At 68.9% G+C, this 264-nt stretch carries 1 pseudogene; it reads right to left on the bottom strand.

Going from position 1 to position 264, the window contains the following annotated elements:
* A pseudogene (locus tag R2S09_RS40440) lies at window positions 1-264 on the bottom strand (glucose-6-phosphate isomerase); the annotation flags it as partial.

Below are 264 nucleotides of genomic sequence, written 5' to 3'. Positions count from 1 at the left end.
GGGGTCAGCTCGGTCGCCAGGATCGTCGTGGTGGGGTGGTTGCCGTGGAAGGTGCGGTGCGGGACCTGCTCCTCGGGCACCCCCTCGGCGCGCACCTCCTCGGGCGTCTTGCCGAAGGCCAGCGCCTGCCCCTGGGCGAACAGGTTGGCCATCAGCAGGTCGTGCTGCGCCTTGAGTTCATCGCTGAGCTCGGCGACCGGGTTGGCGAAGCCGATCAGGTCCGCCGGGATCAGCTTGGTGCCCTGGTGGATGAGCTGGTAGTAG

Origin of the sequence: Streptomyces sp. MK7, assembly GCF_032658145.1 — a bacterium.
In the GTDB taxonomy this organism is placed as follows: domain Bacteria; phylum Actinomycetota; class Actinomycetes; order Streptomycetales; family Streptomycetaceae; genus Streptomyces; species Streptomyces spiralis.
Note: the sequence above shows the minus strand (reverse complement) of the source record. Positions and strands in the feature narration are given on the sequence as shown.